Here is a 24,509-nt window from a genome sequence, read left to right on the forward strand (position 1 = left end):
GTATGTTAAAAATTGGACAATATACATTTAATTCACGTTTATTATTAGGGACAGGGAAATTTCCGGACATTACGACTCAGCGTCAAGCGGTAGAAGAGTCAGAAACAGAAATTTTAACATTTGCTGTGAGAAGAATGGATATTTTTGATCAAAATCAGCCTAATTTATTAGAAGCGCTTGATGTGAAGCGTTTCACTCTTTTGCCTAACACTGCTGGAGCAAAAAATGCAGAAGAGGCCGTACGTATTGCTAAATTAGCAAAGGCTTCTGGACTTTGTGACATGGTGAAAGTAGAAGTAATTGGATGTGATAAAACGCTGCTTCCTGATCCAGTTGAAACATTAAAAGCCAGTGAAGAACTGTTAAAAGAGGGCTTTACCGTTTTACCTTACACATCAGATGATGTTTTACTTGCGCGTCGTTTAGAGGAGTTAGGCGTACATGCCATTATGCCAGGAGCTTCGCCTATCGGTTCAGGTCAAGGTATTATTAATCCGTTGAACATGCGTTTTATCATTGAACAATCAACTGTTCCAGTAATTGTAGATGCAGGTATTGGAACGGCTTCAGACGCAGCTCAAGCTATGGAGTTAGGAGCAGATGGTGTGTTATTAAATACAGCTGTTTCAGGAGCAAAAGATCCTGTGAAAATGGCTCGTGCTATGAAGTTAGCGATTGAAGCAGGACGAGCAGCATTTGAAGCAGGACGTATTGAAAAGAAACAATATGCAACGGCAAGCAGTCCAACAGAAGGGATGAGTATCGGTTGATTAATCGTTATTCCCGCCAAGAATTGTTTCAACCTATTGGAAAAGGCGGACAGCAGCAAATTCAAGAAAAGCATGTTCTGATTGTAGGAGCAGGTGCTCTTGGAACAGGGAACGCGGAGGCCCTTGCGCGAGCGGGGATAAAGAAAATAACGCTCATTGACCGGGACTATGTAGAATGGAGCAACCTTCAGCGGCAGCAATTGTATAGTGAAAAAGATGCTGATAAAAGAATTCCAAAAGCAATTGCCGCTAAAAAACGGCTTCACGATATTAATCACGATGTAAAAGTAGAAGCGCACGTAGCAGACGGTACCCCTCAAGTTTTAGAACAGCTTGTTGAGGGGGTAGATGTTATGATTGATGCAACCGATAATTTTGACACACGCCTTGTAATGAATGATTTATCACAAAAATATGATATTCCTTGGATTTACGGAGCATGTGTAGGAAGTTATGGAATTAGTTATACTATTATACCAAGTGAAACACCGTGTTTATCCTGTTTGCTTGAATCTGTACCGCTTGGAGGGTTAACATGTGATACAGTGGGGATTATTAGTCCTGCTGTTCAAATGGTAGTCGCTCATCAAGTAACAGAAGTGTTAAAAATATTAGTTGGAGACTGGAATGCGCTCAGGAGGGAACTTGTTTCGTTTGACGTATGGAAAAATGAGTATACGAGCATCAATGTGAACGTGTTTCGCAAATCTGCTTGCCGCTCATGCGGCAGTGAACAAACGTATCCCTTTTTACAATATGAAAATCAAACGAAAACAGCTGTGCTATGCGGAAGAAACACGGTACAAATCCGTCCGGGCAAATCAGCCAAGCAGCCGCTGCAGTCTTTAGGTGAACGATTAAAAGAAAAAGGATATAAAATTGAACAGAATCCGTATCTGCTTTCTTTTTATGTAGATGATTACCGTTTAGTTATGTTTCAAGATGGGCGCGTCTTTGTCCATGGAACAAACGATATAGTAGAAGCAAAGTCACTTTATCATCGGTATATTGGGTAAGAAAGAGATGGAGGTTTCAAGCATGACAGTACCAAAAGCATTAACCATTGCTGGATCAGACAGCGGTGGAGGAGCAGGCATTCAAGCAGATTTAAAAACATTTCAAGAGCGTGACGTTTTTGGCATGTCTGTTATTACAGCTGTGACCGCACAAAATACAGTTGGCGTTCAAGGAGTTTATCCTTTAGAAGTAGAAGCAGTTGAAACTCAGTTAGATTCAATTGCCACTGACTTATTTCCTAATGCAGTGAAGACAGGTATGTTGTTCAGTGCTGATATTATTTACGCAGTGGCTCGTAAAATCAAACAGTACGGACTGCAAAATGTTGTAGTTGATCCCGTTATGATTGCAAAAGGCGGTCAGTCTCTTCTTCAAAGTGAAGCCGTACAGGCTCTAAAAGAATTGTTGCCTCTTTGTGAAGTCATTACGCCGAACATACCGGAGGCGGAAGTCATCACGGGTAAAGAAATTCACACGATCGAAGACCGAAAAGAAGCGGCAAAACAGATGCATGAGCTAGGTGTAAAGCACGTGGTAATTAAAGGCGGACATGATCAATCTCATCAAGATATGATTGATATAGTGTATGATGGTCATAAGTACGTTGAAATCACGCATGAAAAGATGAATACAAAGCATACACATGGAACGGGATGCACGTTTGCTGCTTGCGTCACAGCTGAACTAGCGAAAGGCAAAAGCGTGGTTGAAGCAGTTCAAACTGCCTCGGATTTTGTTCACTATGCGATTAAGCACACGCTTGAAATTGGTTCCGGACACGGTCCTACTAATCACTGGGCGTATGGAAAATACTTTCGTTCAAACATATAAAAAAACGTGCCTACAATCTAGGCACGTTTTTTATGAAGAAGGAATATGTGTAGGAATCTCTCCATCGATGCCTAAATAATAATGTCTAAGGGGCTTTAAATTATCATCAAGCTCATAAACAAGAGGCACGCTTGTGGGAATATTCAAGTTCGCAATGCCATCAGGCGAAATGTTATCCAAATACTGCATCAGAGCTCTAATCGTATTACCGTGAGCGGAAATAATAACCTTTTTTCCAGCTTTAATAGAAGGAGCAATAGTTTCGTCCCAGTATTCTAGAACCCGCTTTTCTGTATCGGCTAAGTTTTCCGTTACAGGAAATTGTCCCTTAGCTAATTCCTTATACTTAGGGTTAGAAGCTTCATAACGAATATCTGTTGTCTCTAAAGCAGGAGGGCGTTCGTTCATCGACCTTCTCCACAAATGCACTTGCTCTTCTCCAAATTTTTTTGCGGTTTCTTCTTTGTTCAAACCTTGAAGAGCCCCGTAGTGCCGTTCATTCAGCCTCCAAGATTTATATACGGGAATCCACATGAAGTCCATTTGATGTAAGACAATCCATAGAGTGCGAATGGATCGTTTTAAAACAGAAGTATAGGCAATATCAAAAGTATATTCGTTTTTCTTTAGTACTTTTCCAGCTTCTCGCGCTTCTTGCAATCCATTTTTAGAAAGATCTACATCCGTCCAGCCTGTAAATTTATTTTCAAGATTCCACACGCTTTGTCCGTGCCGAATCAACACAAGTTTTATCATCGTGTTCTCCTTTCAACAGTGACTAAGGACTCTATTCTTTTTATTATGAGAAGGAAAGAGTTTTTTATCCTAAAGCCGGGGAAAGGAGTTTTTATCATTTAGAAAAAGTGATGCCGAAAAGTAAAGCTTTAACTTTTTTACGCATATGATAAAAATAAAAAAGGGAAGGGAAGATAGTGGATGAGTGACCAAGAACGTCAGATTCAAGCGCTGCACGGCCAGATTGAAGATTTAAAAGAAGAAATGTATCAGATGAAGCTTGATATTAGCACATTAGAGAAAGAAAAAGGAAAGCCTGTTTTGACACCGGCTCTCGTTGGTCAAATAGGAGGTTTTGTTCTAGGTGGATTAGCTATAATCGGTATTTTCTGGATGTAGAACTTCTCGTTTTGAAAACGAAAAGTTCTCCTGATTTTTCAATAAGCAATCCCAACGCGGCATTTGGAAAATTTTTGAGCCCATATCTCATGGTAGGTAAAGTGAGCGGTATCTCCCGTTGAGATTTTAACGGCATCAGCTGGTAAAATATCTTTTTCCACTCGATACGTGCCTGTTATTTCACCCTCAGGCAAGTATGTTGGGCATATAACCGTCCAGTTTAGATCACTTTCCTTCAAGTGTAAGTATCCTTTTAAATGATCTTCTGCTGCTCTGGTCGTTTTACGCTTTGATTCATTTGATTGAAAACGATACTTTTCTGGTTCTGTTCGTGATTGTAAGATGCCTGCAGTTCCAATGGTAAGAATACGATGAACGCCGTAATACTTCATGCTGTTTATAATAAGCGGCATACTTTTTGAAATTGTCTCTGCACCATCTGTATTTAACGCGCTGACTACGATATCTTGGTGCTTGAGGGCAAAGTTGATATTTTCTTGATGAAGTACATCGCCTTGTAAGATATGTAGGTTTGGATGGCTAACCTGTAGCTTAGTGCGGTCTCTAACAAGTACAGTAACGTCGTTTTCATCTTTTAGCATCATTTTTAATAAAGACTGTCCAACTCGCCCTGTAGAGCCTAATAGTAAAATTTTCATTGGCTACACCCCTCTATAAAAGATAGCATCTATTCTTTAGGATATACAATCTGTATACTTATTCATAATAAAAAGCATGCGTAGCATAAAGTAATACAAAGTTGATGAATGAAATATTCAACAACAAAAAAATTTGATATGATAAAAAGACAGAAAAATCAAAAAATAGGAGAGTGAATGTCTTTTGGGAGACTTGCCTCTGAATCAAATGATGATACTAGTCGTTTTGCTTATGTTATCAGCTTTCTTTTCATCTGCTGAGACAGCCTTTTCAAGCGTAAATAAAATTCGTTTAAAACATTACGCTGAGAAAAAATATCGGGGAAGTAAAAAAGCGCTGCATATTGCTGAACACTTTGAGCAGACGCTATCGACAATTTTAGTAGGAAATGTTGTCGTAAACATTGCTGCGTCCTCTTTGGCAGCTAAAATTGCCCTCGATATGTTTAAAGGAAACCTAGCACTTGTGATTAGTATCATCGTTATGACCATCATCATTTTGATTTTTGGTGAAGTCTTGCCAAAATCGTTAGCTAAAGAGCATGCCGAATCTTTTGCGCTGATGATTTCTTCCTTGTTATTTATTATTATTAAATTGTTAACCCCGATTTCCTTCTTATTTTTACAGGTAAAAAAAGGAACTTCTCACTTGTTAACGTCTGCTCCTACACCAACGATTACAGAAGATGAAATTAAAGTGATGGTAGATTTAAGCGAAGAAGAAGGAACGATTAATAATATTGAAAAAGAGCTAGTTCATCGTTCACTCAATTTTAATGACATTGTGGTGGGGCAAATTTTAAAACCTAGAATAGATGTCACAGCAGTTGACGTAAATGCCGATATTGATTCGGTTTGTCAAATGTTTCTTGAAGAGAGATATTCGAGAGTGCCTGTATATGAAGATCATATTGATAATATTATTGGCATTTTATCAGAAAGAGAATTTTTAACCTGTTTAATCCAAAGAAAAAAGATTTCTATTCGTGATTTGTTGAGACAACCTATTTTTGTAGTAGAATCCATGAAAATATCTATTCTATTGCCAGAGCTCCAAAAAAGTAAGGTACACATGGCAATTGTAGTTGATGAGTTTGGTGGAACGGCCGGACTTGTGACCTTAGAGGATATATTAGAAGAAATTGTAGGAGAGATTTGGGATGAACATGATGAAGCTGTTAAGTATGTACACCAGATAGGGGAAAAGGAGTACGAATTTAACGCCGACATCCCTATTGATGAATTTTTAACCTATATAGCGGTTAGTTCTCCTGACAGTACGTGCCATACCTTAGGGGGATGGATATATGAGCAGTTTGATCATATCCCTGCTAAAGGAGACTTTTTCTCATATGAAGAGATATTGTTTACCATTAAGGAAGTAGAAAATCGACGTATTCGCAAAGTTTCCGTAAAATCATTTGGGAATAAGAATGAGGAAGCTGATTAAAAGAAACTAGAAAGCGCTCCAAGAAATCTTGGAGCGCTAAAGCCATAATATGAAATTAGTTAATATTAGTACTTTCCGCCTAGGTTTTGCTCAGCTAATTGTACTAAACGTTTTGTGATTTCGCCACCAACAGATCCGTTCGCACGAGCTGTTGCATCTGGTCCTAAGTTTACACCAAACTCACTAGCGATTTCGAACTTCATTTGATCGATAGCAGCTTGAGCACCAGGCGCTACTAACTTGTTTGATGAATTTCTGTTTGATGCGTTTTGATAATTTGCCATGTGTATTCATCTCCTCGTTAGATAAAATAGATTGTAATGGTTGAGTTAGCTGGAGTTGAACCAGCCGAGCAGATGCATCGATTAGATCTGCTTGCCTACCGCGGCGTAACTCAATGCTTGCGAGCTGTTGTGCTCGGTTGTTACTAGTATTATGGCGAAAGGGAAAAAAACATATACATAGAAAATTATTGGTAATTTATAGAATTTTTTGTGTAGAGTTTGATAAAGAGTAAGAGAGTTTTATTCCGTGCATATTATAGGTACATATTGATCAGGTAAAGCGAGGTGTGCGGATGTCGATTTGTTCCTTATGTAATGGGTTTAGTGATGTACAAATGACGTGCAAAACATGTGGAGGAGTGCTGGGGGATATGGGAAAAGTCAGCGATTATTTTGATGATTACAGTGCTTACATGGAAATCAATCAGTTAAAAGTAGAAAATGGGTATCCTAGTGATTTAGCAAATCACCAATGTATTCATCTCTTTTACTGTTCTACTTGTCACAGTGAAGAATTGAAGCAAATACAGGAATAAAAAAAGACCCCTGGGGGTCTTTTTTATTCGTGTTCAGCACGGATGCGCTGTTCAGATTCTGCATCAAAGAAATGCGCTTTGTTCATATCTAATGCTAAGTCTAGAGACTGAAGCGGTTTAATATCTGTTCTTGAATCTACGCGTGCTACAAAATCTTGTCCGCCAAGTTTAGAATAAAGCATGGTTTCAGCTCCCATTAACTCGGATACATCGACTTTGATTGTAACTTTTGTGCCAGGTGAAGATTCAATAAATACAGGCTCATCATGGAAATCTTCAGGACGGATGCCTAAAATAATTTGTTTGTTTAAATATCCTTGCTCGCGAAGTATTTTCATTTTACCTTCCGGAACTGCAAGAAGAGAATCGCCTACTTGAACCTTTCCGTCTTTTAACGTTCCGGTTAAGAAGTTCATAGCAGGAGAACCAATAAACCCGCCTACAAATACATTTTCAGGTTTTTCATATACTTCTTTTGGTGTACCAACCTGCTGGATAATCCCATCTTTCATAACAACCAGACGAGAAGCCATTGTCATTGCTTCGGTTTGGTCATGTGTTACGTAAATTGTCGTTGTACCCAAACGCTGGTGAAGCTTCGCAATTTCAGAACGCATTTGCACACGTAATTTCGCGTCTAAGTTTGATAAAGGTTCGTCCATTAAGAAGACCTTAGCATCACGAACGATTGCACGACCTAGGGCTACACGCTGACGCTGTCCGCCGGATAATGCTTTTGGCTTGCGCTCTAAGTATTGCTCAAGTCCTAAAATACGAGCGGCATCTTTTACGCGGCGTTCGATTTCATCTTTTGGTAATTTACGAAGTTTTAAGCCGAAAGCCATGTTGTCATATACGCTCATATGCGGATACAATGCGTAGTTTTGGAATACCATTGCAATATCGCGATCTTTTGGAGCAACATCATTTACACGCTTGCTGTCAATATAAAAATCACCTTTGGAAATTTCCTCTAGCCCTGCAACCATACGAAGCGTTGTCGATTTTCCGCAGCCTGAAGGCCCAACAAATACAATAAATTCTTTATCTTGAATGTGAAGGTTAAAATCTTTTACCGCCGTCACATCTTTATCATACATTTTATAAATATGTTCTAAACGTAATTCAGCCATTTCCATTTCCCCCTTGTATGTACTCTGTGAAACCGTTTTCTTAACTCTAGTGTAATTTTTTTAAATGAAACGGTAAATGGCAAACATGCACAAAAAAAAGAAAGAGTTTTCGTGCACTATTTACGAAAACCCTTTCATTTCATTCTCCATCTTGCGAATTTTTTAAAGCAAGAATGGCTAAGTAAGCAGACACAGCTCCTGTGAAGTGTTTGATATCAAGGTGTGTGCGATCAATAAATTTCTCAATTCTATACTGCAAGCTGTTGCGATGCATGTACAATTTCTTAGCAGCAAGAGATACGTTTAAATTACATTCTAAATAAACTTTAATCGTTTCTAAAAGATCTCCATCATCTTTTACTAAGTCAAGTAAATGTATCATATGATTTTGGATTGCCTCTGAAGACTCTTGCAGAACCAAATGGGGTAAAACGTCGGCAAAATGAATAACATGGTTTTGTTCGACTGTATGCTTAATTTGATAAAACCATTTCTTTTCACGCTCAAAAATTAATTGCGGTGAAGACGGAAAAAAGTGAATTTTTCCTTCAAAGAACTGAATCGAAGTTTCAAAATCATGACATAGCACCTCGATAGAATCTGATAAATTTTCAGTTAAGTCATTAGGATCATTAAAGGTTTCGATAACGATACCTGATTGTTTATCAATCCACAACACAGTAATGGAGGTAGAATACAAGGCGTGAAGCGCATTTTCAAACTCTATTTTTTGTTCAAACAAACGTTTAATTAAAAACTGGGTGAAGCGAAAAGAATGGTGCGTATGATGAGAGTGAATGACTTTTTCAGGTGCTTCAAATAACAGGTTTGACCAATACAATTGCTCTGGCGTTAGTAAAGAAACTTTCTCATCATAAGGGGTTAAAAAAGCAGAAAGTAACGCCTGCTCTTTTTGAGATAAAGCCGTGTGTTCAATTCCAATGAAGCCTTCATCACATGAAAACCATTTGTAACGTTCAAATTGAGAAGGGATTTTAGCCTTAATCATTTTATCCCCAAATAGTGTGTGCAGCTGTTTCATCTGTGCTCGTTCCCTTCGGTGAAAGCTTACTATTCATAAACGTGAAAAAGCATAAGCTCATGAATATAATCAATTAATTGTGTTTCATCTATTTGATTAGAAAGCGCAGTTTTCCATACAATTTGTCCATCTTTTAAATAATCAGCCTCATAATAAACCTGATTCATATAAAACGAGATGTGCCAGCCCGGCATTCGATTATTTTGATACAGCGGTTTAATCTGAAAATGTGCAACCATAAAGAAAATCTCCTTTCTCAATTAGTTATTATAAGCTTACCATGAGAAAAGGAGATGAAAAATCATTTAATCTAAAAATTTTGTTAATTTGTAAAATATGTTGCATATGTGTTTAGCACCTTGCGTTTGAATATCTGTTTCATCAAAAATCATTGGTTTTGCATTCACTTCAAACAGATAATACTGCCCTTGGGCTGACTTTGCCATATCAAGAGAAAATTCTTCAACTAGAGGGAAGGACTTTTGAAGGACTTGCCCGCACGTATTTACAAAGGACGAAAGAAAGGAAGTATCTACTTCATCTTCAAAATCTTGAAAAGGTGAAATGCTGCCGCCGTTTAACGTGTGTGTTGTAATGGATTGATAGGGACTATGTCGAATACCGACGCCGCTAATAACATATCCGCTATCTTTGTGATGCGCTAAAATACGTAAGTCATAGCGCCTGTCTTTGAATGGTTGCGTCTCAATCGCTTCTTGAATGAGATAAGCAGACCTGGGAAGGTCAATTGCTTGTAAAGAAGAAAATTCTTCTTTGCGTTTATGATCTTGGTAAATAATCGTATGCTTATGGGAAGATAATCGAAAAATTCCAGCACCTTTACTGCTGTTAATAGGCTTAAAGTAAAGGGAAGAGTGCTTTTGCAGGAGCTTAGCAATATCAATTTCTGGTGTTAAACGATAGGTTTTAGGAAGGTGAGAAGATAGTAGTTGATCCTTTGAAAATAATTGATATACTTTCCATTTTGAAAAAAAAGCGGAGTTAAAAAGTGGAATGTGCTTGCCTTTAATTTTTTGATGTAAAGATGTCAGCTTCTTAGTTTCTGATTTTCTTCCTGGATAACGATTATATATAACGTTTGGCAGCGGCAAAGTTGTTTTGATCCACTGCTTTTTTGCACTGTCAAAGCAATACCCTTCAAAGAAGTGATGAGACATTGTTTCTTCAGCGAATAAAGCAAGAAGGCCGCCTTTTTCTTGCAGGGTATGATGTAAGAGTTCCAATAAAGGGCGCTGTTTTACATTCAGTTTTTCCAAAACCGCTTTGTTCGTTAAAACTCCCACAATAGGACCGACTTTTTCTCCTTTTAAACGAAGAAAAGCTTGAGTAGAAGAAATGTTTTGAGTAAAGGGAAGTTCAATTTCTTGAACTCCCCATGTGTAAGACGCTGAAGGGTTATGATGAAACCACTGCTGCTTTTCTTTGTGATAGTAAATTGTAATCATATGCTGATGCCTTCAGGTGTATTTAGATAGTATCCAGATAAGTAAATCGCATATTCTAGAGAAAGTTTTCTAGTTTGTTGATCCGCTTTTCGTAAGGCAGGGTGTGAAAAAATAGAGCGACCGGGCTTGGAGTTAGCTTCAAACAGCCATACGTTGCCTTGATAATCCACTCCAAAATCGAATCCAAGCTCTCCAATTAATCCGTTCAACTCCTGTTCAAGCACATGACTAATTGAGATAGCGGCATCTTTTAGCTTATTTTCAATTTCTTTTTTGTAAGAAGGGTTGGTGAATATTTTAGCTGTAGCTTCAATTTCTCCGCCGTAATCAAGATGCGTAGTGATGCTGTTGGGACCCGCTACTTTAGCAGCCAGAGCAGTAAGCACCCATTGGTTATTCCCGTCTTTATTTGTATGCACGCGAAAGTCTACACAGCGCTTTTCTTTTTTGATTAATGAAATACCCTGCTGAGCAATGTAGGAAGGATTAGTAAGTAAATATTCAAATTCTGATAATAGATCCTCTAAGGTTTCTTTTTCTTGAACATGAAGACCTTTTTCTCCTTTGTAAGTCAGCGTGTACATGGAATCCTTAAAAGATAGGGTATAAATGCCCCGGCCTAAGCTTCCGTTTTTCGGTTTTAAATAAACGGTTTGATGAAGAAGCAGAAGTTTTTTTATTTGCTCACACGAAGGACTTTCAACCGTGTAAGGTAACAAATAGGCTGTCTGCTCGTTCAGTTTTAAAAGCTCATGAATTTCCCACTTGTTGAAAAAATCAGGATTAAAAAATGGAATGCCGTAATCAGTCATCATCTTTTCTTTAATGAACTTAAAAGGAGCTAACCCTTCTGTTTTTCGATTTGGCAAACGATTATATACAACGTTAGGAAGCGGGATTTCATGCTGTGTCCAGCCGCTTTCTTCATAAAAATAGCCGTTTATGGTCCCGGTTTCCCAGTTGATATGATGAGTTCCAAAAATAAAAGGCAGGCCCCCTGTTATACTTGCAGTAGAAAGAAGTTTAGCTAAGTGAAGGGAACGCTTTCCAATTGGCCGCAGCAGAGAACCAGTAAAACCAGCGGATAACACACCGATTAAAGGTCCTAAGTGAATGGTCTCATTCACAATAATAGGATGCATCATATGGGCGAAAGGAATTTGAAGTTTTGTCATTAGCTCAGCTGAAATCTGAATTTCTTCACGTTCTGAAGATTGTATAAGGCATGGAGCTGTCATTGTTCCAAAAGCTGCTTGTTTCAAGGAGTCTTTGTAAAGAGATGCAGGAACAGAAAGATCACAGCCTAGCTGCTCTACTACAACAAGGCGAGTAAGAGTTTTTTTCATAGCATTACTCCTTACGATACGATAGTGTGTTAGCTAAATAGACGCAGTAAGACAGGACATTTTTATACATGACTTCTTTTTGTTCAGGTGCTGTTTCCATTACTACTTTTCTTCCCGGTTTCGAATTTAAATCTAGAATCCAGATGCTGAAGTCTCTCGAGATACATAAATCAATACCTAATTCAAAAAGAGAAGGAAAGTGATTTTCCAGCACGGACGGAATCGTTTTACAAATGGTGTTGATTTCATCCATTACATATTGACGATGAACGCGAGGGATGCGAGGCAGCAAGTTCTCAAAAGGTACAATAGATGCTCCTGAACTTACATTTGTTACGATAGAGTCCCGTTCACCTTGTCTAATGCCTCTTCCAATTTCTTTCCAAGCGCCATCGTTTCCTTTTTGTAATAGCAGTCTTATATCAAAAGGAGTGCGTTCATAAGGGAAAAATGAAATATGGGGCTGAGCAATATACAGTACATCACGGGTGGTTTTCGTAAACCAGTTCTTAAACTCTTGAAAAGAGGAAAATAGAATGGTGTTTACAATGTCATTTTGTTGATATGCAGCTTCAATTTCACGTCCGCGCTGTCTTAATTTCACAATCCCTTTACCTTGTGAGCCGTTGGCAGGTTTAATCATTAGGCTATCGTTTGTTCGAAGCAGCTGAACAAGTTGCTCTACACTTTCGATTGGAGTGGTAGGAGGAATATATGAAGATAAATAGCTATCTTTTTTAATTATTTCATAGACATCTAGCTTATTGGGTAATCCATGGCCTAAAAATGTAACATCTTCCCGCTGTTTAAGCCAGTTTACAATAGGGCGAGCCTTTTTAGACAGAGAGTCTTTTCGATAAAAGCAGCGATCGTAAATAAACGAAGGAAGTAAGAAGGAATCTTCTATCCATTTCTTTTGTTGTAAATCGTAGCGGAAGCCTTCAATATTTTCGGTGTTAGGATGAATGTTAAAAGGAGTAAAACGGTATATTTCAATCGAAAACTCAGAAGCATGTTTAGCAATTTCGGTCACGTACTCCACTTCTTGCTGTGGGTGAATCGTTAAAAAGCCTAATGAAATCATCATAAATCCTCCTTGGGAAATTGAAAATTCGTTGCATGCAGACAATAATCAAGCAGTGCTTTTGTTGATGGACGGACAGAGAAAGCGCTTGAATCGGATTGTTTGGAAGGTTTGACATTTACTTCAATAATCCAAGGCTTTCCTTCTTGATCAATCGCTAAATCAATACCGAATTCGGCATAAAGTTCAGACGGATGAGAAAGCTGCGTGCAAATTTCAATCGCAATCTCTTTTAAAAGTGAAAGGATATGGCGCGTAGTTTTTGAATCATAGAGCTGAGTTAACACTTGCTGAGGAGGATGAATATCTCCTCCACGGGCAAGATTTGAGACGAAATTGCCGGGTTTTGATACACGTGTGACAATGGACGTGATTTTCCACGTCAAGTCGTCTTTTTTATGACAGAGAATGCGGAAATCAAAAGGGCACTGTTTGTATGTCTGCAGTGAAATTCCTTCTTGGATGAGAAATCCTTGCCTTTTTAATTGACTATAAAGCGTTTCAAATAAGTCATAAAGAGATTCATATTCTTTTTCATATGTCTGCGTAAACGTTGTATAGTCTAAAATATACTTCTCTTTTTTTGAAATTTTAAAAATATTTTTTCCTTGGCTACCATGAACAGGCTTCAAAAAAACATCGTCATGAAGTTCCAAAGCGTCAAGAAGATCTTGACGTGAACGAAGCTGATACGTTTTTGGCAAATATGGAAGCAAGTGTACGACATCTTTAAGCTGTTGAAAAACCGTCCATTTATTTAAGTAGCGTGCGTTAAAGAAAGGAACGTCATGTTCTTTTAAAAATGTTTTAAAGGTTTGAAAATCAGCGGTTTGCTCCGTTTTCCTGGCATGAATCCGATTGTGTACGATTCCAGGAAAGGGAACGTCTGAATAAACCCATCGATCAGCGCGATAAACATATCCTTTAGGGGATAATGACTTCACGTCGCTTAATTTGCTCACATAGCAAAAACACCCTAACTCCTTGCAAGCTTGAACAAATTCCTTACAAAATACAGAAATGGAGCCAAAGAGTTCTTCATCTTCTCGAACTTCTGTTACGATGCTAATTACGGGTCCCAACCTAAACGTGTTCTCTTCATAAATGCCTCTCAGCTGATGTGTTTCATACGGAAAGCGAAAGTCTGTAAATAGAGCTTCTGACATCATGAAACAGCATTCTCGATGCTGAAACACGGTGGCTTCGACTTCTTTCGTGATGGAACCTACTGTTAACGTAAACTCGTGCTTGCACTTCACACGTGAGAACAGAGCAGAACTAATGTAAATGTCGCTGCTCATATGGTTCTCTAGTGGTTTTAGAGAAATGGTAAAAGTATTCATAAACGAATCCTCTTTTTCTTTCCTTTAGTAGGCGAATGCTGATATATACTATGAGGAATTAGCCCAATCTGTGAAGAGAATTTATCGTTTTCTAAGAAAATAAAGGTCTTAAGCTGAATTTTATATAATAATTTGTTATAGTTAGGGAAGTCAAGAAATTATAGAACTTAATTAGGAGGAACTTAACGTGTCTGTAAACTTACATGATGTAGCAAATGATTTAGAAAAAGCAATTCGTCAAAGCGACGATTACACAAACTTAAAAAACTTATATGCAGCAGTAAACGCTGATCAAGGTTCAAAACAATTATTTGAGCGTTTCCGTACAATGCAAATGGAGCTGCAACAAAAGCAAATGATGGGCCAAGAAATCACTGAAGAAGAAGTTCAGCAAGCTCAACAAACAGTTGCAATCGTTCAGCAAGATCAAAATATCGCGAAGCTAATGGAAGCTGAGCAACGTATGAGCATGGTAATTGGTGAATTAAACAAAATTATCATGAAGCCACTTGAAGAACTTTACGGTGCGGCTGAATAAGAGATAGAGGAAAGAGGAAAAGAGAAATCTTTTCCTCTTTTTTTTATGCGGAAATTCCTTCTAATTGTGCAGTTCTGCTCATAAGCTTAGTAACAAGGCTACACATGCCGACTATCATGAAAAGGTCATTTATAACCGTATCCTAACGGATTAGACATCTATGAAAGAAGGGGTTCTCATATGGCTTATCGATTGCTAGCGTTGAATATTGATGGAACCATTTTAAATAGCCAAGGGCGCGTTACAAAAGAAACGAAAGACGCAATTCAATTCGTTAAAAATAAAGGGGTTTACGTTACGTTAGTAACAAACAGGCATTTTCCGTCTGCTAAAAAAATTGCTCGGTCACTTAAAGTTCATCCAGCAATGCTCATTACTCATAGCGGTGCCTTTATCGGAACATCGATAGACAAACCGATACTAGATAAGAGAATTAGCGAGGAAAAAACATTTAATCTCATTCAGCTTTTTGAAAATTTTAATTGTCATGTCCGCATTTTACATGAAAGGTTTTCAATTGGAAATCGTGTAAAGCTTCCTAATAATATCGTAGCTAAAAGCGTGTTGAAAACGGGAGAACCGCTCTTTTATCCCGTGCAGTTCGTAGATTCATTAGGAGATACACTTCGTGATGAACCTGTTTCTACGCCAAAAATAGAAGTGTATTTTGCAGATCGTAGAGAAAAAGAATATGCCGAGCAAACAATCGCTAGTGCAGTTCCAGATATTGAATGGTTTTCGTATCCAAATGAAAATAGATGTTATATTACGCCAAAAGGAGCCACAAAAGCTGCCGGCGTTCGTTATGTAGCAAATCGTCTAGGGATACCAATGGAAGACGTAGTAGCAATTGGAAATTGTTATGATGATTTAGAAACGATTGAACATGCGGGAATGGGTGTGGCCATGGGCAATTCACCAACAGAATTAAAAATGCTTGCGGATTGGGTTACTCGTTCTAATAATGAAAATGGTGTAGCCTATATGGTAAAAGAACTATTTAGAAAGCAGCAGCGCCTTGGTTATCTTCATCAAATTGACAGCTTTCGTTTAAAATAAATAAAGGAAAAAAGAGGCTAGTACAAAAGCAGTTTAGCCGAAGGAAGATCCGAACGATGAATCGAGATTCTTGATAGAGAATCCAATTCGTTCGGATTTTTTTATTGGAAGAGTGAACGTAGGTTTCATATATGTACGTGCTTCTAGCTGTTGATTGGAGGGCAAGGCGAAGGCTTCTGAGCGAAAAGCGCAAGCGACGAGAAGGCTCATCGCCCGCCCGCGGAAAGCAAAGCCTTGCACCGAAATCAACAAAGTGTAACAAGCGGTTCAGCTCATGTATCTCATTTGTTCGTCTTTAGATTGAATTAATGTAGCTATGGCTCAATCTCTTTTTCCGTTTGTTTCCTGTCCGCGCATTCCCTTGAGCTGAGCACCTTGACCGGACATACGTAGGTTTTGTAAACTGATTACTTAGATAGAATTGATTTGAAAGGTGATTATATTGAACATTTATATAAAAGGTATAGAAGATGAGCGTTTTTTACGTCCGCTTCACCGAATTTCAGATTTGTTTTTTGAAGAAAGCAATGTCTCCTTTGAGGATGATAACGAAGCTCAGCTGAAAGTCGAAGTAGAGCTAAAAGTTCATGAAGAAATTTATGCGAAAGCAGTGCTGCATGATGCTGAAACGGACAAGGTGTTTACCGAAGAGCTTGCTAAATCGTTTACGCCGTATGAAACAGAAAAAGAAAAATTTAAGCAAATAAAAAATGTGGTGCTTCGCGTCTACTTATCTGTGCTACAGGAGTATACAAGCATTGTTCAAAAATGGGGTATTTTGACCGGTATTCGTCCGACGAAACTGCTTCATATGAAACTGCAGTCAGGCAAAAGTAAAGAACAAGCCCATCGTGAGCTAAAGGAAGAATATTTAATTACCGATGACAAAATTAATTTAATGCAGCATATTGTGGATCGTCAACTAGCAGCTATTCCAGATTTACATGAGTTAAAGAACGAGGTAAGCATTTATATAGGCATTCCGTTTTGTCCGACAAAGTGTGCATACTGTACATTCCCAGCCTATGCAATTAACGGACGTCAAGGATCCGTTACGTCATTTTTAGGCGGCTTGCATTATGAGATGCGTGAAGTAGGAAAATGGCTAAAAGACAATAACGTCAAGATTACAACCGTCTATTATGGTGGAGGCACACCAACGAGCATTACCGCTGAAGAAATGGACATGCTGTATGAAGAGATGTATGAATCGTTCCCGGATGTACAAAATATCCGTGAAATTACGGTAGAAGCAGGAAGACCCGATACGATTACGGAAGAAAAGCTAGCTGTTTTGAACAAATGGAATATTGACCGGATTAGTGTAAATCCGCAGTCTTATATTCAAGAAACCTTAAAAGCTATTGGACGTCATCATACAGTTGAAGAAACTATTGATAAATTTCATCTTTCTCGAAAAATGGGGATGAATAACATTAACATGGACTTAATTATTGGGCTTCCAAATGAAGGTGTAGAAGAATTTCAGCATACGCTAGACGAATCTAAAAAATTGCTTCCTGAATCTTTAACGGTTCATACGCTATCATTTAAACGCGCGTCTGAAATGACTCAAAATAAACGGAAATACAAAGTGGCAGATCGCTATGAAATTGGTAAAATGATGGATTTAGCGACTGAGTGGACTCAAGAACAAGGGTATGAACCTTATTATTTATATCGCCAAAAAAATATTTTAGGTAATTTAGAGAACGTTGGATATTCATTCCCCGGTCAAGAGAGCCTGTACAATATTATGATCATGGAAGAAAAGCAGACGATTATTGGTCTTGGATGCGGGGCATCTAGTAAGTTCGTGCATCCAGAAACAGGCATTATCACAAGGTTTGCGAATCCAAAAGACCCAAAATCGTACAACGATGGATTCGAGCACTACACACAAGAGAAACTCAAGATTTTAGATGAATTGTTTAGGAAATAAAAAGATCACTTTTTAGTGATCTTTTTTTATTTTCGGCAGGGAAATGTCGGAATCTGTTGAATATATAAAAAAGTTGTAAGCGTTTTCTTATTATGGCGATGCGAGGTGCCGCTTAATGATGAATGTACAGTTAACCGTACCATCTATGATGGAAAGAGCTGAAAAGCTGTTTAGTAAAAAAGAAGTGATTTCTAAATCTTCAAAAGGAATTCAGCGTTTAACTTATAATCAGTTAATAAAACGGACTCGGCAGCTCTCTAGTATGCTAGAACGAATTGGAGCGAAGCGAGGAGAAAGAGTCGGGACGTTTGCATGGAATCATCATAGACATCTAGAAGCTTATTTTGCCGTGCCCGGAATAGGCGCTGTTCTTCACACCATCAATATCCGGTTAGATCCTGAGCAAATTGTATACATCATTAACCATGCACGCGATAAAGTCATTTTATTTGATGAATGTTTTTTACCTTTATTTGAAAGCATTCATCAAAAGCTTCCACATGTTGAAGCCTATATCATTATGACAGATGAAAATAAGCTGCCAGAAACAGACTTGCCAGTTTATCATTACGAAAATTGGATTAAGCAAGGGGATGCATCGCATTCTTTTGTTCAAGATTTAAACGAAGAAGAACCAGCAGGTCTTTGTTATACCTCTGCTACTACAGGAGAGCCAAAGGGCGTTGTATATTCTCATCGCGCTATTTATCTGCACTGTATGGCGCTAGGGCTTGCTGATAGTGCTGGATTATCAGAAGCTGATACCGCTATGCCTATCGTTCCAATGTTTCACGTGAACGCATGGGGAATTCCTTTTGCTGCCGTTTGGTTTGGAACAAAGCTTGTGCTGCCGGGTGCTTTTTGTACTTCAGAGACGATTGCTTTTTTGATTGAAGAAGAGAAAGTAACTCTGGCTGCAGCAGTACCTACCGTTTGGTTAAACTTTTTACAAGAGATAGAAAACAGGCCTTACGCAGTCGATAGTTTGCGAGCTATTTTATGCGGCGGATCAGCGGCCCCAAAAAGCGTTATTCGAGAATTTCAAGAAAAATATCAAATTGAATTTATGCATGCATACGGAATGACAGAAACAAGCCCTGTGGTGACCGTCTCCCGCTTAAAAAGCTATCAGTACAGCGAAGACTTTGAGTATCAGCTCAACGTAAAAGCTAAGCAAGGTTTCTTAGTTCCTGGCGTTGAAATGAAAGTAATAGGTCAAAATGGAGAAATTGCTTGGGATGGAGTGGAAATGGGTGAGCTATTACTAAAGGGCCCATGGGTAGCTTCTGAATATTACAAGGATAAAAGAACAGAAGATACGTTTAAAGACGGCTGGCTGTACACCGGAGATATTGTGACGGTTGACGAAGAGGGAACGATCAAAATCGTAGACCGAACAAAAGATTTAATTAAAAGCGGAGGAGAATGGATTTCATCGGTTGATCTAGAAAACGCGCTTATTGCCCATGAAGCTGTTTTCGAAGCCTGTGTAATAGCAGTCCCTCATAAGGTGTGGCAAGAGCGTCCAGTGGCTTGTGTCGTGTTAAAAGATGCATACAAAGGCATCGTTTCGTCAGAAGAGCTGCTCGAATTTTTAACGCCGCAGTTCGCAAAATGGTGGCTTCCAGATGACATTTTATTTATGGATGAGATCCCGAAGACAACGGTAGGAAAGTTCTTAAAACGTACGCTTCGTGAACAAGTCCTCAATCATTATCAGAAAGGGTGAGTAAGATGACCGTCGAATTAAAAGTAGTAGAACTAGTTTTGCAAGAGCGTATCGCCACAATTTCGTTTAACAGGCCGGATGCGTTAAATGCATTAAACGAAGAAGTGCTAGAGCAGTTTATTCAATGTTTAAAAGTTGTCGAAGAAAGTGAAGCGGACTTTTTAATAGTAAAAGGAAACGGAAAAGTATTTTCAGCAGGCGGAGATATTAATATGATGATGTCACCTTCACAATCAGAACGTTTTGAGCAGGTAATGGATTTGATTAATGAAGCCGTGCTGACTTTATACAGCCTCCCTCAAATGACGATAAGTGTACTGCACGGTGCGGCAGCAGGGCTAGGGCTGAGCATCGCGCTTGCCTCTGATTATATTATTGCAGAAAGACACACAAAAATTGCGATGAACTTTATCGGTATTGCTCTAATTCCAGACGGAGGCGGTCACTTTTTACTAGAAAAGCGCATCGGTGCTCATCGTGCAAAACAGCTAATTTGGGAAGGAAAGACGTTAAAAGCAGAGGAAGCTCATCAATTTGGCATAATTGATGAAATAAAAGAAGGAGATTTGGCGAAGCATGTAGAAGATTATCTCTCATATTGGCTAAAAAAACCTTCACGTGCTTTGAAGGAAACAAAGCGAATTTATGTGGAGACATCTGTTTCACAATTAAAGCAAGTGCTTGCGCTTGAGAAAAGAAGTCAGTTTGCTATGAGCCGAAGTTCGGATCATAAGGAAGGTGTACGTGCGTTTCTGGAAAAGCGAGCGCCTGTTTTTAATCAAAGTGAAAAAGATATTTCCGAAAATTAAGTGAACTAGTTTAAAAGCCAATATTTTTGTCTATCATATTGATAGAGCATGTTTAAAAGTTGCAAAACAGTGGTAACACAAGATAATGTAGAAACTAATGAGGTGATTGGAAATGAACAAAACAGATTTAGTAAACGCAGTGGCAACAAAATCAGAGTTAACAAAAGCAGATGCATCTAAAGCAGTTGATGCATTACTAGAAACAATTTCATCAACGCTAGGTGAAGGTGAAAAAATTCAGTTAATCGGCTTCGGTACATTTGAAGTACGCGAGCGTGCGGCTCGTACAGGCCGTAACCCTCAAACGGGTGAAGAAATGCAAATTCCAGCATCAAAAGTACCGGCATTTAAAGCTGGTAAAGAACTAAAAGAAGCTGTAAAGTAATATAAAACGCCGGAAAGCTAAAACTTTCCGGCGTTTTGTATTAACGATGAAACAATACAAGTTTTCCGCTAGAGCTAACGCATCGATGCGTTTTTTCTAAATAGGAAAGCTCTTCTAACTTCTTGGTGCCGACAGTCTTTGCTTCTGTATCAGAAGCTGCTTCGAAACTTTCATCTATTAATTTTTCTCCAGTCTTTTCAAAAGCGGTTAATGTGTAAGTACTCATAAAATCTACTCTCCTCTTATAGTATAATTGTAAGCGTATTCAACATATTTCTCGTCCTATTCCCTTAAATCCTGCTAAGGTTTACAGATATCATTTTTTTCCATACAATAAACATAGGTTTATTTACAAAGGAGGAATTAAATGTCTCTTTCTATCGGTGAAGTTTCAAAAAGGTACGGTGAATTTACAGCTGTAAACGAGCTATCCCTGCAAATTCCAAAAGGCGAAGTGTTTGGTTTTTTAGGTGCAAACGGTGCTGGCAAAACGACGACGTTTCGAATGATTTTAGGGCTCATTGAACCAACCTCAGGTCACATCCAATGGAATGATAAATCTTTAACTTACAGTAGAAGTCATCTAGTTGGCTACCTTCCAGAAGAAAGGGGACTGTATCCAAAATTAAAAGTCAAAGATCAGCTTGTGTACCTTGGACGGCTGCGCGGAATGAAAAAAGCGAACGTGCTGCAAGAAATGGAGCACTGGTTATCTCGATTTAATATTCCTCAATATGCTTCCAAAAAAGTAGAAGAGCTATCCAAAGGAAATCAGCAAAAAATTCAATTTATTGCCTCCGTTATTCATCGGCCCGAGCTGCTTATTTTAGACGAACCTTTTAGCGGCTTAGATCCTGTAAACGTAGAGGTATTAAAAGAAGCGGTGCTTGATTTGAAAAAGCGCGGAACGACGATTGTTTTTTCAAGTCATCGAATGGAACATGTGGAAGAACTTTGTGAATATTTATGTATTATGCATCATGGCACGCCTGTAGTGTATGGAAGGCTCCCGGAGATCAAACGTTCATTTGGAAAGAAAAACGTTATTGTACACGGAAAAGGTCCATTTGAGAGAATTACAGAGCTTGAAGGCGTTGTAAAGGTGAAAAAAACGGTTGAAGGCATGATTGTTCAAATTCAACATGAATCCGTATCACAACTCATTTTTCAAGAACTTAAACACTTTTCATTTGTATCTAAATTTGCAGTGGAAGAGCCTTCATTAAATGATATTTTCATTGAAAAGGTAGGTGCTTCCTATGAATAAATTTTGGGTCATTGTCTTTCATACATATCTTAATAAATTAAAAACAAAATCTTTTATTATTACAACGATTATTACTGCTCTTATTCTAGTTGCTCTTACAAATATGGAGAAAATTATCGACGTTTTTAATTCAGACGATAATGGAACAAATGTGGGTGTCATCTATGAAGTGGAAAGCGTATATACATTGTTCAAACAAAATGTAAATGTCATGGATAAAGACATTCATTTAAAAGAATTTACGTCTGAGTCTAAGGCAAAACAAGCGGTAAAAAACGGGGAGCTCGATAGCTATTTACTCTTATCTTTAAACGATAAGCAGCTGCCTCAAGCTGTGTACAAAGCTAATTCTTTGGCCGAATCAAATCTTTCTTCTACCTTAGAACAGGCGGTACAGCAAACAAAAGTGGCTATGGCTACAGTAAAAATCGGTTTAGAAGAAAAGCAAATTGATCAGCTTTACAGCCCTGTTTCATTTAAAAAGAAAGCGTTAGTTGAAAATGCCAAAACAGAACAAGAGCTAAATCAAGCAAGAGGTCTTGTATATGTACTGCTGTTTGTTATTTATTTTGCCGTTATCATGTATGGGAGCATGATTGCGATGGAAGTAGCTACTGAAAAATCATCCCGCGTTATGGAGATCCTTGTATCGAGCGTATCACCTATTACACAAATGTTTGCTAAAATCATTGGAATTGCACTGCTCAGCTTAACACAGCTTGCAGTGATACTGAGCGTGGGCTACACATCGTTAAAAGCCAGTGTGGAAACAAATCATAACGGTATCTTTTCTTATCTCGGATTTAATGATGTTCCGCTGACTACATTCGTGTATGCATTTGTCTTCTTCATATTGGGGTACTTCCTTTTTGCTACGCTCGCGGCTTTTTTAGGTTCTCTTGTGAGCCGTATTGAAGATGTACAGCAAATGATTACGCCTATGACCCTTGTGATTGTGGCTGCTTTTTTAATTGCTATGTTTGGACTGGGTGATCCTGAAACCACAATCATTACGGTCACATCTTTTATCCCATTTTTTGCTCCGATGATTATGTTTTTGCGTGTAGGTATGTTAAATGTTCCTGTGTGGGAAGTGAGTGTATCGATAGGGATTTTAGTTGTGACGATTACGGCTTTAGCTATATTTGGTGCCCGTGTGTATAAAGGAGGAGTCCTTATGTATGGGCAATCTACCTCTTTTAAAGATATTAAAAAGGCGCTGCAGCTAACGAAAAAAGAAACATAAAGAAGTGAGAGGCTGAGATAAAAGTAGTTTAGTTGAAGGAAGATCCGAACGAACAACCTAGATTCTTGAGGGAGAATCCAACTCGTTCGGATTTTTTTGTTGCTATAGTGACCATAGTTTTCATATATGTGGCTGCTTCTAGCTGTGAATTGGAGAGCAAGACGAAGACTCCTGAGGGAAAAGCGGGATAGGTGAGACCCCCGCAGGAACGGAGGAGACGAGGAGGCTCAGCGCCCTCACGCAGAAAACGAAGTCTTGCACGGAAATCAACAGCGGTGTCTCGAGCAGTTTAGCTCTTTTATCCAATTTGTTCTTCTTTAGATTGCATTGATTTTGTTATGTCGCAATCTCATCTTTTATGAAAAAGCGTCTACCCGTGCATTCGGTGCCAAGCGATGGTAAAATGAAATGTAAAGAGCTGTAAATAAGCGGACGAAGCGATAAGAGCTTCGTTATCAAATACATAGAATGAAGTGGTAAGGAGGAAAAGATCATGACAAAAGGAATTGCTCAATACGAAGTAGGAGAGCAAGTTGATCTTTATTTTTTAATTAAATCCTCAACGAGAGGAATTGCAAGCAATGGAAAGCCATTTTTAACGGTAATCCTGCAAGATAAAACAGGTGATATTGAAGCCAAGCTGTGGGATGCTTCCCCAGATGACGAGGAAAATTATGCTGCTCAAAAGATTGTGCGAGCTGCTGGAGAAGTAATGAATTACCGCGGGCGCAACCAGCTGAAAATACGCAACATTCGGCCTGCACAGCCCCAAGACGGAGTGCGCACATCTGACTTTTTAGAAGTGGCGCCTTTATCTCAAGAAGAAATGGTCGAACATATTACAAAGAGTATATTTGAAATGAAAAATTCGAATGTCCAGCGCATCACTCGCCATTTGTTTAAAAAATATCAAACGGAATTTCTAGAATATCCGGCAGCAACTAAAAATCACCATGAGTTTGTATCAGGACTTGCCTACCATGTGGTGTCTATGCTGAAGCTGGCTGAGTCATTTTCAACCCTTTACCCAAGCTTAAACCGCGACTTGCTGTACGCTGGAGTTATTCTTCATGACCTTGGCAAAGTATTTGAACTTTCAGGTCCTGTTTCGACGATATATACAGTCGAAGGGAACCTGCTTGGCCATATTTCGATTATGGTGAATGAAATTGGAAAAGCGGCAGAAGAATTAGCGATTGAAGGAGAAGAGGTTATGCTTCTTCAGCACCTTGTGTTATCGCATCACGGTAAGGAAGAGTGGGGAAGTCCGAAAAAGCCGTTAATTAAAGAGGCTGAGATGCTTCATTTGATTGACAATGTAGACGCTAAAATGAATATGCTGGACCGCGCATTAACAAAAGTGAAGCCCGGTGAGTTTACAGAGCGTATTTTTGCACTTGATAATCGCTCATTTTATAAACCAACGATTGATTAAAAAG

At 38.7% G+C, this 24,509-nt stretch carries 26 protein-coding genes; 15 read left to right on the top strand and 11 right to left on the bottom strand.

Annotation, left to right across the window (positions count from 1 at the left end; translation table 11 throughout):
* Positions 1 to 2 precede the first annotated feature (2 nt).
* From ACFX4R_RS22680 to thiD, 3 genes are read left to right on the top strand one after another with little or no spacing between them, the layout of a single operon-like run.
* Positions 3 to 770, top strand: coding sequence for a thiazole synthase (locus tag ACFX4R_RS22680; RefSeq protein WP_162215222.1), 768 nt, complete (start codon positions 3 to 5; stop codon positions 768 to 770).
* Positions 767 to 1,786, top strand: a complete 1,020-nt coding sequence (locus ACFX4R_RS22685; RefSeq protein WP_043981701.1) for a thiazole biosynthesis adenylyltransferase ThiF — start codon at positions 767 to 769, stop codon at positions 1,784 to 1,786. Before ACFX4R_RS22680 ends, ACFX4R_RS22685 begins: the two co-directional genes overlap by 4 nt.
* A 22-nt stretch (positions 1,787 to 1,808) precedes the next feature.
* Positions 1,809 to 2,618: a bifunctional hydroxymethylpyrimidine kinase/phosphomethylpyrimidine kinase gene (gene thiD, locus ACFX4R_RS22690; RefSeq protein ID WP_377570439.1), complete on the top strand. Its 810-nt coding sequence runs from the start codon at positions 1,809 to 1,811 to the stop codon at positions 2,616 to 2,618.
* Positions 2,619 to 2,648: 30 nt separating this feature from the next.
* Here thiD and gpmA read toward each other — a convergent pair whose 3' ends face one another.
* Entirely contained in the window at positions 2,649 to 3,374 is a 726-nt protein-coding gene (gpmA, locus tag ACFX4R_RS22695) for a 2,3-diphosphoglycerate-dependent phosphoglycerate mutase (protein WP_013081653.1), read from the bottom strand.
* Between the two features lie 180 nt (positions 3,375 to 3,554).
* On the opposite strand from gpmA, the gene ACFX4R_RS22700 reads away from it, so the two are divergent.
* Positions 3,555 to 3,752, top strand: coding sequence for a hypothetical protein (locus ACFX4R_RS22700; protein ID WP_016762958.1), 198 nt, complete (start codon positions 3,555 to 3,557; stop codon positions 3,750 to 3,752).
* Positions 3,753 to 3,790: 38 nt separating this feature from the next.
* On the opposite strand, the gene ACFX4R_RS22705 is transcribed toward ACFX4R_RS22700, so the two are convergent.
* Positions 3,791 to 4,411 carry an NAD(P)-dependent oxidoreductase gene (locus tag ACFX4R_RS22705; protein ID WP_057274982.1) on the bottom strand — a complete coding sequence of 207 codons (621 nt, stop codon included), beginning with the start codon at positions 4,409 to 4,411 and terminating at the stop codon, positions 3,791 to 3,793.
* Positions 4,412 to 4,595: 184 nt separating this feature from the next.
* On the opposite strand from ACFX4R_RS22705, the gene ACFX4R_RS22710 reads away from it, so the two are divergent.
* On the top strand, positions 4,596 to 5,861 hold the full coding sequence (locus ACFX4R_RS22710; RefSeq protein ID WP_043981703.1) for a hemolysin family protein: 1,266 nt from the start codon (positions 4,596 to 4,598) through the stop codon (positions 5,859 to 5,861).
* Positions 5,862 to 5,926: 65 nt separating this feature from the next.
* Here the strand turns inward: ACFX4R_RS22710 and ACFX4R_RS22715 are convergent, their stop codons facing one another.
* Positions 5,927 to 6,145: an alpha/beta-type small acid-soluble spore protein gene (locus ACFX4R_RS22715; RefSeq protein WP_013055290.1), complete on the bottom strand. Its 219-nt coding sequence runs from the start codon at positions 6,143 to 6,145 to the stop codon at positions 5,927 to 5,929.
* A gap of 371 nt (positions 6,146 to 6,516) precedes the next feature.
* Here ACFX4R_RS22715 and ACFX4R_RS22720 point away from each other — a divergent pair, with 371 nt between their 5' ends.
* On the top strand, positions 6,517 to 6,681 hold the full coding sequence (locus tag ACFX4R_RS22720; protein ID WP_377570441.1) for a hypothetical protein: 165 nt from the start codon (positions 6,517 to 6,519) through the stop codon (positions 6,679 to 6,681).
* Positions 6,682 to 6,704: 23 nt separating this feature from the next.
* On the opposite strand, the gene ACFX4R_RS22725 is transcribed toward ACFX4R_RS22720, so the two are convergent.
* From ACFX4R_RS22725 to ACFX4R_RS22755, 7 genes are all read right to left on the bottom strand, one after another.
* Entirely contained in the window at positions 6,705 to 7,814 is a 1,110-nt protein-coding gene (locus ACFX4R_RS22725) for an ABC transporter ATP-binding protein (RefSeq protein ID WP_025752961.1), read from the bottom strand.
* 139 nt (positions 7,815 to 7,953) lie between these two features.
* On the bottom strand, positions 7,954 to 8,856 hold the full coding sequence (locus tag ACFX4R_RS22730; RefSeq protein ID WP_043981704.1) for a PucR family transcriptional regulator: 903 nt from the start codon (positions 8,854 to 8,856) through the stop codon (positions 7,954 to 7,956).
* Positions 8,857 to 8,885: 29 nt separating this feature from the next.
* The gene (locus ACFX4R_RS22735; RefSeq protein WP_043981705.1) at positions 8,886 to 9,095 is read right to left on the bottom strand and encodes a YheE family protein; all 210 of its coding nucleotides are present in this window, start codon (positions 9,093 to 9,095) and stop codon (positions 8,886 to 8,888) included.
* A gap of 66 nt (positions 9,096 to 9,161) precedes the next feature.
* Positions 9,162 to 10,322, bottom strand: a complete 1,161-nt coding sequence (locus tag ACFX4R_RS22740) for a YheC/YheD family endospore coat-associated protein (RefSeq protein WP_043981706.1) — start codon at positions 10,320 to 10,322, stop codon at positions 9,162 to 9,164.
* Complete coding sequence (locus ACFX4R_RS22745; RefSeq protein WP_013081661.1) at positions 10,319 to 11,668, bottom strand: YheC/YheD family endospore coat-associated protein; 1,350 nt, start codon at positions 11,666 to 11,668, stop codon at positions 10,319 to 10,321. The genes ACFX4R_RS22740 and ACFX4R_RS22745 overlap by 4 nt, the downstream gene beginning before the upstream one ends.
* 4 nt (positions 11,669 to 11,672) lie before the next feature.
* Complete coding sequence (locus ACFX4R_RS22750) at positions 11,673 to 12,755, bottom strand: YheC/YheD family endospore coat-associated protein (RefSeq protein WP_241771385.1); 1,083 nt, start codon at positions 12,753 to 12,755, stop codon at positions 11,673 to 11,675.
* On the bottom strand, positions 12,752 to 14,095 hold the full coding sequence (locus tag ACFX4R_RS22755; protein ID WP_043981708.1) for a YheC/YheD family endospore coat-associated protein: 1,344 nt from the start codon (positions 14,093 to 14,095) through the stop codon (positions 12,752 to 12,754). The genes ACFX4R_RS22750 and ACFX4R_RS22755 overlap by 4 nt, the downstream gene beginning before the upstream one ends.
* Before the next feature lie 187 nt (positions 14,096 to 14,282).
* On the opposite strand from ACFX4R_RS22755, the gene ACFX4R_RS22760 reads away from it, so the two are divergent.
* From ACFX4R_RS22760 to ACFX4R_RS22785, 6 genes are all read left to right on the top strand, one after another.
* Entirely contained in the window at positions 14,283 to 14,633 is a 351-nt protein-coding gene (locus ACFX4R_RS22760; protein ID WP_013055299.1) for a YlbF/YmcA family competence regulator, read from the top strand.
* Between the two features lie 180 nt (positions 14,634 to 14,813).
* Entirely contained in the window at positions 14,814 to 15,692 is an 879-nt protein-coding gene (locus tag ACFX4R_RS22765; protein ID WP_013055300.1) for a Cof-type HAD-IIB family hydrolase, read from the top strand.
* Positions 15,693 to 16,131: 439 nt separating this feature from the next.
* Positions 16,132 to 17,634, top strand: a complete 1,503-nt coding sequence (locus tag ACFX4R_RS22770) for a coproporphyrinogen III oxidase (RefSeq protein WP_170943847.1) — start codon at positions 16,132 to 16,134, stop codon at positions 17,632 to 17,634.
* 115 nt (positions 17,635 to 17,749) lie between these two features.
* Positions 17,750 to 19,363 (top strand): long-chain fatty acid--CoA ligase, encoded by a 1,614-nt coding sequence (locus ACFX4R_RS22775; protein WP_377570443.1) that lies wholly within the window; start codon positions 17,750 to 17,752, stop codon positions 19,361 to 19,363.
* Between the two features lie 5 nt (positions 19,364 to 19,368).
* On the top strand, positions 19,369 to 20,172 hold the full coding sequence (locus ACFX4R_RS22780) for an enoyl-CoA hydratase (protein ID WP_098600673.1): 804 nt from the start codon (positions 19,369 to 19,371) through the stop codon (positions 20,170 to 20,172).
* Positions 20,173 to 20,284: 112 nt separating this feature from the next.
* Entirely contained in the window at positions 20,285 to 20,557 is a 273-nt protein-coding gene (locus tag ACFX4R_RS22785; protein ID WP_013055305.1) for an HU family DNA-binding protein, read from the top strand.
* Positions 20,558 to 20,597: 40 nt separating this feature from the next.
* Here ACFX4R_RS22785 and ACFX4R_RS22790 read toward each other — a convergent pair whose 3' ends face one another.
* The gene (locus ACFX4R_RS22790) at positions 20,598 to 20,783 is read right to left on the bottom strand and encodes a YhzD family protein (protein WP_025752944.1); all 186 of its coding nucleotides are present in this window, start codon (positions 20,781 to 20,783) and stop codon (positions 20,598 to 20,600) included.
* A gap of 141 nt (positions 20,784 to 20,924) precedes the next feature.
* On the opposite strand from ACFX4R_RS22790, the gene ACFX4R_RS22795 reads away from it, so the two are divergent.
* The 3 genes from ACFX4R_RS22795 to yhaM all read left to right on the top strand — a co-directional run bounded on the left by ACFX4R_RS22795 (position 20,925) and on the right by yhaM (position 24,505).
* Positions 20,925 to 21,824 (top strand): ABC transporter ATP-binding protein, encoded by a 900-nt coding sequence (locus tag ACFX4R_RS22795; protein WP_028410272.1) that lies wholly within the window; start codon positions 20,925 to 20,927, stop codon positions 21,822 to 21,824.
* Complete coding sequence (locus tag ACFX4R_RS22800; RefSeq protein ID WP_060745402.1) at positions 21,817 to 23,070, top strand: ABC transporter permease; 1,254 nt, start codon at positions 21,817 to 21,819, stop codon at positions 23,068 to 23,070. Before ACFX4R_RS22795 ends, ACFX4R_RS22800 begins: the two co-directional genes overlap by 8 nt.
* Positions 23,071 to 23,563: 493 nt before the next feature.
* Positions 23,564 to 24,505 carry a 3'-5' exoribonuclease YhaM gene (gene yhaM, locus ACFX4R_RS22805; protein WP_013055309.1) on the top strand — a complete coding sequence of 314 codons (942 nt, stop codon included), beginning with the start codon at positions 23,564 to 23,566 and terminating at the stop codon, positions 24,503 to 24,505.
* Positions 24,506 to 24,509 lie beyond the last annotated feature (4 nt).

Origin of the sequence: Priestia sp. YIM B13490 (assembly GCF_042787735.1) — a bacterium.
Taxonomy (GTDB): domain Bacteria; phylum Bacillota; class Bacilli; order Bacillales; family Bacillaceae_H; genus Priestia; species Priestia megaterium.